The sequence below is a fragment of the Candidatus Methylacidiphilales bacterium genome (assembly GCA_033875315.1).
Classification (GTDB): domain Bacteria; phylum Verrucomicrobiota; class Verrucomicrobiia; order Methylacidiphilales; family CAZTYG01; genus JANRJG01.
This window is the reverse complement of sequence record JANRJG010000006.1, coordinates 24,002-34,074: the sequence shown is the minus strand read 5'-3', so window position 1 is coordinate 34,074 and position 10,073 is coordinate 24,002. Positions and strand designations below refer to the sequence as shown.

9 protein-coding genes are annotated in these 10,073 nt (G+C 60.4%); 8 read left to right on the top strand and 1 reads right to left on the bottom strand.

The window, feature by feature from the left end:
* Positions 1–15: 15 nt before the first annotated feature.
* Positions 16–906: a hypothetical protein gene (locus SFU85_01965; protein ID MDX6765534.1), complete on the bottom strand. Its 891-nt coding sequence runs from the start codon at positions 904–906 to the stop codon at positions 16–18.
* A gap of 116 nt (positions 907–1,022) precedes the next feature.
* Between SFU85_01965 and SFU85_01960 the strand changes: the two genes are divergently transcribed.
* The 8 genes from SFU85_01960 (at position 1,023) to SFU85_01925 (ending at position 10,049) form a co-directional block, all read left to right on the top strand.
* Complete coding sequence (locus tag SFU85_01960; protein MDX6765533.1) at positions 1,023–2,054, top strand: sugar phosphate isomerase/epimerase; 1,032 nt, start codon at positions 1,023–1,025, stop codon at positions 2,052–2,054.
* A gap of 109 nt (positions 2,055–2,163) precedes the next feature.
* Positions 2,164–3,477, top strand: coding sequence for a xylose isomerase (gene xylA / locus SFU85_01955; protein ID MDX6765532.1), 1,314 nt, complete (start codon positions 2,164–2,166; stop codon positions 3,475–3,477).
* A gap of 132 nt (positions 3,478–3,609) precedes the next feature.
* Positions 3,610–4,488 carry an ATP phosphoribosyltransferase gene (hisG, locus tag SFU85_01950; protein ID MDX6765531.1) on the top strand — a complete coding sequence of 293 codons (879 nt, stop codon included), beginning with the start codon at positions 3,610–3,612 and terminating at the stop codon, positions 4,486–4,488.
* A gap of 200 nt (positions 4,489–4,688) precedes the next feature.
* Complete coding sequence (locus tag SFU85_01945; protein ID MDX6765530.1) at positions 4,689–6,359, top strand: tetratricopeptide repeat protein; 1,671 nt, start codon at positions 4,689–4,691, stop codon at positions 6,357–6,359.
* Positions 6,356–6,682 (top strand): zinc ribbon domain-containing protein YjdM, encoded by a 327-nt coding sequence (locus SFU85_01940; GenBank protein MDX6765529.1) that lies wholly within the window; start codon positions 6,356–6,358, stop codon positions 6,680–6,682. The genes SFU85_01945 and SFU85_01940 overlap by 4 nt, the downstream gene beginning before the upstream one ends.
* Before the next feature lie 142 nt (positions 6,683–6,824).
* Positions 6,825–7,550 carry a superoxide dismutase gene (locus tag SFU85_01935; GenBank protein MDX6765528.1) on the top strand — a complete coding sequence of 242 codons (726 nt, stop codon included), beginning with the start codon at positions 6,825–6,827 and terminating at the stop codon, positions 7,548–7,550.
* Positions 7,551–7,990: 440 nt separating this feature from the next.
* Positions 7,991–9,514, top strand: a complete 1,524-nt coding sequence (locus tag SFU85_01930) for an adenylosuccinate synthetase (GenBank protein ID MDX6765527.1) — start codon at positions 7,991–7,993, stop codon at positions 9,512–9,514.
* 19 nt (positions 9,515–9,533) lie between these two features.
* Positions 9,534–10,049 carry a cysteine hydrolase family protein gene (locus tag SFU85_01925; GenBank protein ID MDX6765526.1) on the top strand — a complete coding sequence of 172 codons (516 nt, stop codon included), beginning with the start codon at positions 9,534–9,536 and terminating at the stop codon, positions 10,047–10,049.
* The last annotated feature ends 24 nt before the right edge of the window (positions 10,050–10,073 follow it).

The following is a 10,073-nucleotide window of genomic DNA, read 5'->3' as shown; positions in this document are numbered from 1 at the left end:
AACCGGGACGGGGTGTCAGCCTGCCGGACGCTGCGATTTCAACTGGGCCAGGAATTCCTGGCATTTCTTCTGCATGGCCGCGAAGTCGGGATGATGGGGGTGGTTCTGGAGGATGTCCACCATGGCCAGGAGCATGTCCTGTGTGGGATTGATGGCAAAGAGGCTTTGAAACTTCAGGAACTGGGCCCGCGGGCCCTCCACATTGCCCCATCGTCCGGGGTTGGCGGTGCGGATTTCCAAGGCCTGGAGGTAGAGATCCCAGGCAGCGATGGCCGGATTGAGTGCCTTCTCTTCCATGCGGGCATCAACGACGAACTCCTTGTACAGGTCTGGAATGGCTTCCAGTTTCCATTCGCCTTCCTTGCGCCCGCGGAATTTCCCCCCGAGTCCATATTGCCGAAGCATCGGCGACGACTGGACGGAAGATCCGGAAAGAAACGTGCTGCGCAAGTCGGCGAATTCTTTGGTTTTGCTTTCCAGCCAAGCCTGCCAAGCAGGATCCTTCTTCGGGTTGGATGCCCCGGATACAAAGAGGTAGGCGAATCGTACCAATTCGGTGTAGTCGAGAACGGTCAGAGCCTGGTCTTGGCGGAATTTTCCACTGATCTGCTCCCGTTCTTTCTTGTCCCGGTCTTTGCGGAGAGCGGCAAACAGTTCGTCGGGAGGGGCGGGCAGCTTGCCCCCGCAAGATTCAAAAAAAGTCTGCGCCGCACCGGACCCCGACACTGCCTGGGTGATGTCCCGGGAAAAACTTTCCTCGGCATTCTTGTTGCTTTCATCATGGATCTGCTGGGCTTTTTTCAATGCCAATTCCAAAGCATCGAGCGTGGTCTCGGCACGCAGGACTCCGAAACCGAGAAGGGTGCAGGCAATTGATCCAGCGGCCAAAATCCTCAAAAACTTCATAGAGCCTGAATAGAACTTATTGCCCAAACAGTCCATGTAAAAGGAATGGTTGATTATGGCAGCCTAAGCAACATTTTCCGTTGCACTCAAACACAACGAAGCCAATATGGCGATCCATGTCAAAGCCGTGTTTCCACGCCAGCATCGAAGGCGCCCAGCATGGGGCCAAGACCCTCGACCAGTTCCTCGCCTTTGCCAAATCGTCCGGTGCAGCCGGCGCCCAGCCCTCCAATTACATGCTGCAAGAGGGGTCCAAATTCAAAACCGCCAAGGAAATCCAGAACGCCTTTGACCAACACGGGCTGAAGCTCGATGGCATCTCCGCCCACTGTCCCTTCTGGGTGCACACCACCGCCTGGACCGCCTCACCCACCGTCCGACCCTTCATCCCAGCTGAAGTCGCGGCCCTGTCACCGGAAAAAATTGAGGCCTGGGCTGAAAGTTACGTCCTTCGTTTACTGGAACTCTGCCAGCAACTCGGGGTCAAAATTCTCCCCATGTTCTGGGGAACCGCCTTCGGCTGGGAAACCGCCAGTGGCTACCCCTGGGGCTTTTGGAACGGCCCGGGTTATGACCTGATCAAGGAAGGCGGCGAGCGCTTCGCAAGCAAAACGGCCAAAATCCGCCAGACCGCCCGCCAGGCCGGCATCTTCCTTGCCCACGAAATCCACCCTGGAACCGCGGCCATGACAGCCGAGGACTTCCTCCTCCTGGTCAAGGTCTGTGACGGCGACCCCTGCCTCACGGTCAACGCCGACCCTTCGCACTGCTGGGAGGGTGAATCCTGGGAGGACCGATTCCGCGCCATCAGTGACCGCGTCCTGGCTGCCCATGTCAAAAACTACACCATCCGCCCGGGCATTGCGTTGCGGAAAATGGCCCCGGACTGGAAAGACCGCGCCATGCAATTCGTCGATCTGGCCAGCGGCGACCTCAGCATGCCCCGTTACGTCGAGATGCTCATCGGCATCGGTTACCCGGCCCGCTACTGCCGCATCACCGGCAGTACCACCGCGCCCCTGGTGGTCGAAGCCGAAAGCGCCTATCGCGGGCTTGACGCCACCAGCGCCGCCGGCATCGCCTACACCCGGGACCACCTTTGCTTCCCCGTCGCTGAAGGCTCCTTCGAGGACGGCATGGGGGCTTAATCCGGGGAGAATGGAACGCGCATCCCTTTTCCCCCTTCGAGCATCAAAGCCCGCCGGCAATTTCTTCCCAACCCGCAACTGAAAATCCAACACCAACCATCACCCGATCATGAACCCCGCATTCCCTGACATCTCAAAAATCACCTTCGAAGGTGCCTCCTCCAAAAACCCGCTCGCTTTCAAGCACTACAACGCCTCCGAGCTGGTCGAAGGCAAGTCCATGAAGGACCATCTGCGCTTCGCCGTTTCCTACTGGCACACCTTCCGCGGCACAGGACAGGATCCCTTCGGTATCGGCACCGCCCTACGCCCGTGGGACGACGGCTCTTCCTCCATTGCCAACGCCCAGAAACGCGCCCGCGTGGCCTTTGAATTCATCGACAAACTCGGCGCACCTTATTACTGCTTCCACGACCGCGATGTCGCCCCCGAAGGTGCGACCCTGGCCGAAAGCAACAAAAACCTCGACGAGGTGGTGAAGGTCCTCAAAGAGGAACAACAGCGCACCGGCATCAAGCTCCTGTGGGGCACGGCCTGCCTCTTTGTCCATCCCCGCTACATGCACGGCGCGGCCACCAGCCCGAATGCCGATGTATTTGCCTATGGTGCAGCCCAGGTCAAGAAGGCCCTCGAGGTCACGCATGAACTCGGCGGTGCCGGTTACGTCTTCTGGGGTGGACGCGAAGGCTACAGCACCCTCTGGAACACAAACCTGAAACGCGAAATGGACCACCTCGCCCGTTTCCTCCACCTCGCCGTCGAGCACAAGAAGAAGATCGGCTTCACCGGTCCGTTCTACATCGAGCCCAAGCCAAAGGAACCCACCCGCCACCAGTACGACTCCGATTCCGCCGCCTGCCTCAACTTCCTGCGCGAATACGGACTGCTCGAACACTTCAAACTGAACATCGAAACCAACCACGCCACCCTGGCCGGCCACACCATGCAGCACGAATTGGAAGTCGCCGCCGCAGCGCAGGCTTTGGGCTCGATCGACGCCAACACCGGAGATGAACTCATCGGCTGGGACACCGACCAGTTCCCCACCAGCATCTACCTCACCACCCAGATCATGCTCTCCGTCCTCAAAGCCGGCGGTCTGACCACGGGTGGATTGAATTTCGATGCCAAAGTGCGCCGGGAAAGCTTCGAGCCGGTCGATCTCTTCCACGCCCACATCGGCGGCATGGATGCTTTTGCCCGCGGTCTCAAAATCGCCGCCGCCATCCGCAAAGACGGCCGCTTGGACCAGTTCGTCAAACAACGCTACCAGACTTGGGATTCCGGCATCGGGGCCGACATTGAAAAAGGCAAGGTTTCCCTCACCGACCTCGAGGCCTACATCCTCAAGAAGAACGAAATCACGCCGAACACCTCGGGTCGCCAGGAATACTTGGAAAATCTGATCAACGAGTTCATCTGATAAGAAGAGCGAAGGGATGAGGCAAGGCGGGAGGCCCCGCCTTGCCCGCCGATTCCGCGCGACCCCGCTTCGGCGAAGGGATATCTTTCGTCTTTACAGCCCCCGCCCCCTGCCGCCACTCTTTTCGGCTTCATGAGCTCGAAACCGTTACGGCTGGGTCTGCCCAAGGGCAGCCTGCAAGAAGCCACCCTCGCTCTATTCAAGAGCGCTGGCTTCCATATCACGGTTTCGTCCCGGTCCTACAAACCCTCCATCAACGACCCCGAACTGGAAATCCGCCTTTTGCGTGCCCAGGAAATTGCCAAATACGTCGAGGAAGGCTTCCTCGATGCCGGTCTCACCGGGCGTGATTGGGTGCATGAGTCGCGCTCCAAGGTCCAGGTCGTCAAGGACCTCCCCTTCAACAAAGCCACCTCTTCGCCCGCCCGCTGGGTTCTGGTGGTCCCGGAAAACTCCAAGATCACCAAACCCGCCCACCTCCAGGGCAAGCGCATCGCCACCGAGGCGGTCAATATCACCAAGGACTACCTCGCCCGCCACAAGATCAAGGCCCACGTCGAATTCTCCTGGGGCGCCACCGAGGTCAAGGTGCCCGAGCTGGTCGACGCGATTGTCGATATCACCGAAACCGGCAGTTCGCTCCGGGCCAACAAGTTGCGCATCGTGGACACCCTCTTGGAATCCTATCCACAATTGGTGGTGAACCATGGCGTTTGGAAGAAACCGGCCGCCCGGCGCAAGTTCTCCACGCTCGCCCTCCTCCTCGAAGGAGCCCTCAACGCCCGGGACAAGGTCGGCCTGAAGATGAATGTCCCCACCAAACGGCTGGAAAAACTCCTCCAAGCCCTGCCCGCCCTGCGCAATCCCACCGTCGCCCCCCTGGCCAACGGCAATTGGGTTGCCATCGAAACCATCATCGATGAGGTCGTGGTCCGGGAAATCATCCCCCAATTGAAAGAATTGGGTGCTGAAGGAATCATTGAATATCCGCTGAATAAAGTTGTCTACTGAAACAAAGGTCCATAATCTGTCCAGCCTCTCAATACTATGGGTTCGATCAAAAAGAAGCGCAAAGAGAAGATAGCCAAGCACAAACGGCGCAAACGTCGCCGTCTGAATCGCCACAAGAAGCGGTTGCGCTACAAGTCCTAGCTTTCTAGGTTGTCCGGGTGCGCTCCCGGTCTCTCTCCTCACTGCTTGCTGCGGGGTGCGTGTTCACACTCACCCCGCTGCTGCTTCGTGGACAATCCCTTCCCCCCCAGGTTCACAATCCACTCCCGGAGATCGAGGAAGACCTCGAAAACTACAAAAATCCCACCCCCACGGCAGCTGCGGGCCGTCCCCAACGGGCCGCCGCCGCGGCCGCTTTCGCCCTCGGCCTCCAATTGGAACAACAGGGACGGGCGACCGAGGCCCTCGCCCGTTTCCGCCAAGCGGTCCAGGACGACCCCCAATACATCCCCGCCCAAGCCCGTGTCGCTCTCTCGCTTCTCAAATCCAACCGCCCCACGGAAGCTCTCGAATCCGTCGCGGCCTCGCTCGCCCGCCAGCCCCAGTCCCCGGAATTGATGGCCCTCCGTGCCCTCGTGCACGTCCACCTCAATCAGCTCCGGGAGGCCTCCCTTTGGGCGGAAAAATCACGCACCCTCAACCCTCTCCTGGTGGTCAATTACGCCACCCTCGCCTCTGTCGCCCTGGCCGAAGACAAACCCGCACGATTGCGTCAGCTCTTTCAGGAAGCCCAGAAAATCAAAACCGACCGCGCCGATTACTACGCCCGCCAAGCCCTCTTGTGGATCCAAGTCCTCCCTTCCGACGGCAAAACCCTGCCTTCCGAAGCCGCCCGCGAAACCGCACCTCTTCTCAAACAGGCTTCCTCCCTCGATCCGGACAACCTTTCCTTGCGGCTCGCCTCTGGTCAGGCCGCCTTCCAGGCCGGAAACATCCGAGAGGCCCTGGCCGAATTCTCAGTGGTAGAAAAACGCCGCCCCAACCTGCCCTTGCTCCGCCTGCGCATCGGCGAGTGCCACCTCAAACTCCAGCAATACGCGGAGGCCCTTCCCTACTTCGAATGGCTCTACGACCGCGATCCCTCCCAGCGTCAACTCCTCCCTGCCATCGGCGAATTGCACGCCAAACTCGGCCAATGGGCCAAAGCCTCTGAGTTCTACCAACAGGCCGTGATTTTCGCTCCTCCAGAACCCCGCGTTTACTTTGCCCTTGCCGAGGCCCAGACCAAGGCCGGCGAACATTCCGCCTGCCTGGCCACATTGGATGACGCCCAGCGTCGCTTCCCCAACCTGCCCGCCTTCCCCTACCTCCGCGCCATGGTGCTATTTGCCCAGGGGGACTACCCGGCCTCCCTTGAAGCCTTCGTCAAAACGGAAACGCTCGCCCTCGGCGGGCTGGATTCGTTGCTCAACCGGGAGTTCTACTTCCGCAAAGCCGTCTGTGCGGAAAAAGCCGCTGAACGGGTCACCATGGAACTCGCCCTCCGCCGCTGTCTGGACATGAATCCGGACGACCATGAAGCCCTGAACTTCCTCGGCTACTCCCTGGCTGAACGGGGCGAACGCCTCGAGGAGGCCCGCGCCCTCATCCTGCGGGCGGTTGAATTGCAGCCCACCAACGGCGCTTACCTTGACAGCCTGGGTTGGGTCCACTACCAACAGGGCCGATACCGGCACGCCCGGGCCTATCTCGCCCGTGCCGAGAAGAAAATGCCCGGCGATCCCGTCGTGCTCGAACATCTCGGCGATGCCTGGCTGAAACTCGGCCATCCCGCCCGCGCGCGGGAATGCTGGACCCGGGCCCTGGAAAAGAGCGAGAATCCCACCTCCGTTCGAGAAAAAATCCAACAACTTCCCCCAGACACCCCATGAGTACTCCCACCTGTCCCGAATGCAGCATGCCCGACGTCATTTCCCACCCCGGCCATTGGGAGTGCCTCACCTGCGGACACGAATGGCCCCGCGAACCCGAGCCCGAGCCCACCCGGGTGGTCAAAGACGCCCACGGCAACATCCTGGCCAATGGCGACATCGTTGCCCTGATCAAGGATCTGCCCCTCAAGGGTTCTTCCCAGGTCTTGAAAGGCGGCACCAAATCAAAACCCATACTCCTCGTCGAAGGTGACCATGAAATCTCCTGCAAAATCGACGGCGTGGCCATCGGCCTTAAAGCCTGCTTCGTCCGCAAAGCATAGCGGGGTCGTATTTCTTTCCTCTTGAACCGCCCGCAAGGTGCGACTCAGCCATCATGCCATCGGAACCGGCCTTGTGATTTGCCACCCGGTTGCTAAAATGCCCCTGCATTCAAAAACCGCACCCTCAACCCAAGACCATCCCATGAACCGTAGAACCGCCCTCAAAACCCTCGCGCTCGCCAGCGCCGCCAGCGCCCTTCCCGGCGCCTTGAACGCCCAAACTTCCTCCACCGCCGCCGCACCCGCACCTGTCGTCGGTCCCTTTTCCCTCCCTCCACTGCCCTACGCACCCGCCGCGCTCGAACCCCACATCGACACCCAGACCATGGGCATCCACCACGACAAGCACCACGGAGCCTACGTCAACAATCTCAACAAACTGGTCAAGGAACAACCCAACGCCCTCCCCACCACCAACCCGGTGGATTTGATCCAAAAACTCGACCAGGTCCCGGAAGCCTTCCGCACGCTGGTACGCAACAACGCCGGAGGCCATGTCAACCACACCCTCTTCTGGACCAGCCTTTCCGCCAAGCCCGCATCGCCCTCCCCGGCCTTGGTCAAAGCCATCGACCGCGATCTCGGCGGCATGGACGGCCTGAAAAAATCCCTTACCGAAACCGCCCTGAAGGTCTTCGGCAGTGGCTGGGCCTGGCTTTCTCTCTCCAAAGAAGGAAAACTGGTCATCGAACCCACCCCCAATCAGGACAACCCCCTCATGCACGGCAACCAGCCCCTTCTCGGACTCGACGTCTGGGAACACGCCTACTACCTCCGCTATCAAAACCGCCGCGCCGATTACCTCTCCGCCCTCTTCAACATCATCGCTTGGGACGCGGTTTCGGAACGATTTACCCGAAAAATTTGATGAATCATTCTTTCGCTGGTAGCATCTCATGAAGAGCTCCTGCCATGTCGAAACTACCCTCAAAATCCGCCTCGAGCCGGGTATCCAAGCCCAAAAGACCGATCATGGCTGCTCGCTCACGTCCCACCGCCCCCGGACTGCTCCCGACGCGGGAAAAGTCTTTGCAAGGGATCACGGCGGCGGTCATCCGGGCCAGCATATCTGTCCTGGGTAAACCGTCCTCACCCCAGTCCTTCCCGCCCAAAAAACCATCTCCATCTCCGCGCGCTTAAAAAAGACAAGCGGGATGCGTTTCATCGGCTTCGCCAGAGTAGGGCGACGGGTTCAAGATCTCCCTTCCCGTTCCGGTTCTTTCCCTGCGATGGGCCCCGCGACCTGGTTTCCAGGGAAAATTCCAGCCTTGAACCCTGCCCTCCGTATCGCTTGGCTTGATCCCTTCCATGTCTCTGACTCCTTTCACCAGCCGCCTCATCGCCGACGTCGGCATCTCCCTCGGTGACGAAGGCAAGGGCCGCCTCATCCCCGAGGTTGTCGACGAATTGCAGTCCACCTCCGCCTCGGTCTCCGTTGTTCTCAAAGTCAACGGCGGGGCCAATTCCGGCCACACGGTCGCCGGGGAAAAATTCAACCTCCTCCCCTGCGGCGTCGTTCTGCCCACCATTCCCCACCTCTGCATCGGCGCGGGCGTGGTCGCCGACCCCCGCAAGATCGGCTGGGAAGGCCGCGAAAAAGAGGCCAAAGGCCACGATGTCTTCTCCCGCCTCGTTCTCGACGAACGCACCCAGGTCTCCGACCTCACCCACCGCCTCCTCGACCTCGCCTGGGAAGATTACCGCAAGCATGTCCTCGGCGAAGAACCCCGCGGTTCCACCGGGCGGGGCATCACCCCGGCCTACATGGAGGAAACCGGCCAGTGGCAGATCACCTACGCCGACTTCCTCGGACCCCGGGCCGACTTCACCCGCAAATTGACCCAGCGCGCCGACCGAGCCCTCCGCACCATCGAGTTCGTTTGCCGCGTTTCCCCGTCCACATTTTCCTCCTTCTTTGACACCCTCACCCAGGCCGAACTCCGTGCCAACGCCGATGCGCTCGCCCTCGGTGTTTTCCCCAAGGAGGAATTCGACTTCACCCGCTTCCGCGGAGCCGAACCCTTCAGTCTCAACCTCGAAAACCTGACCGACGCCTATTGGGAAGCCGGTCAGCGCCTGACCCGCAATATCGGCGAAGTAAGGGAAATCATCCTGCGCGAAGTCGCCGCCGGACACACCGTGGTGGGCGAATTCGGCCAGGCCTACTGGCTGGACAAGCGGCACGGGTTTTCCCCCAACGTCACCGCCTCCCACAGTTTCACCCCCGAGTTCTTCGAAAGCGCCGGCATCCCGGTCCAACCCATCCACACCATCGGCGTGGCCAAGGCCTACGACACCAAAGTCGGAACCCACGTCTTTCTGACCGAGATGGACGAAGCCCATCCCCTATCCGTTCTCTTGAAGAAACTCGAATACGGCACAAGCACCGGACGCCAACGCATGGTCGGCTGGTATGACGCCGTGGAAAAGGGCGATGCGCTCCGCTACGGCGGCTACCAGGACCTGATGATCAACAAGCTCGACGCCCTGACCCACCGCGGGGAATGGAACGGCGACCTCCTCATCTGTACGGCCTACGAAGATGCCACCGGCAAACGTTACACCCATGTTCCCCGGAATGATGCCGTCCGCAAAACCCTCCGCCCGGTCTATTCCCGGCACCCCGGCTGGACGGGCGACCTATCCGGCATCCGGCGATTCTCCGACCTTCCCCCCCAAGCCAAACAATACACTGCCGCCATGGTCCGCGCACTGGTCGAGGTGGCCGGGGCGACGGATCCCCTGCCCAATCTGCGCTACCTTGGTGTCGGCCCCGAACCCTCGCAGATCATCAAGGATCTCCCCCCCACCATCGATCTGATCCGCGGTTGAACCGGATCCCGCTCATTTCATGAAAAAAGCGCTGATCGTCATCGACGTCCAAAACGACTATTTCCCCGGCGGACATTACCCGCTTTGGGAAGTGCACCCCGCCTTGGCCACCATCGTCCAGACCATTCACCGCGCCCGCCATACCGGTATCGAGGTCGTCCTCATCCAACACATCTTCCGGTCCGCCTCCGGACCCGCCCCCTTTTTCAACGAGGGGACCTCCGGGGCGGATCTCCATCCCGATATCCTCGCCGCCGCACCAGATGCCCCCGTGATGGTCAAGGCCTACGCCGACAGTTTCCAGGATACCGGCTTGGCCGCTTACCTCGATGATAGGGAAATCGGGGAAATACTCCTATGCGGCATGCTGACGCAAAACTGCGTCACCCACACCGCCTTGTCCAAACAAGCGGAGAAATACGCCACCACTGTGCTGGCTGATGGTTGCGCCACTTCCGACAAAATGGTCCACCTCATCGCCCTCCGCTCACTCAGCGCCCGGGTCCGGGTGGTCAACTCCTGCGATGTCTTTTGAGGCAATCGTCATTTCCCGTTGCCG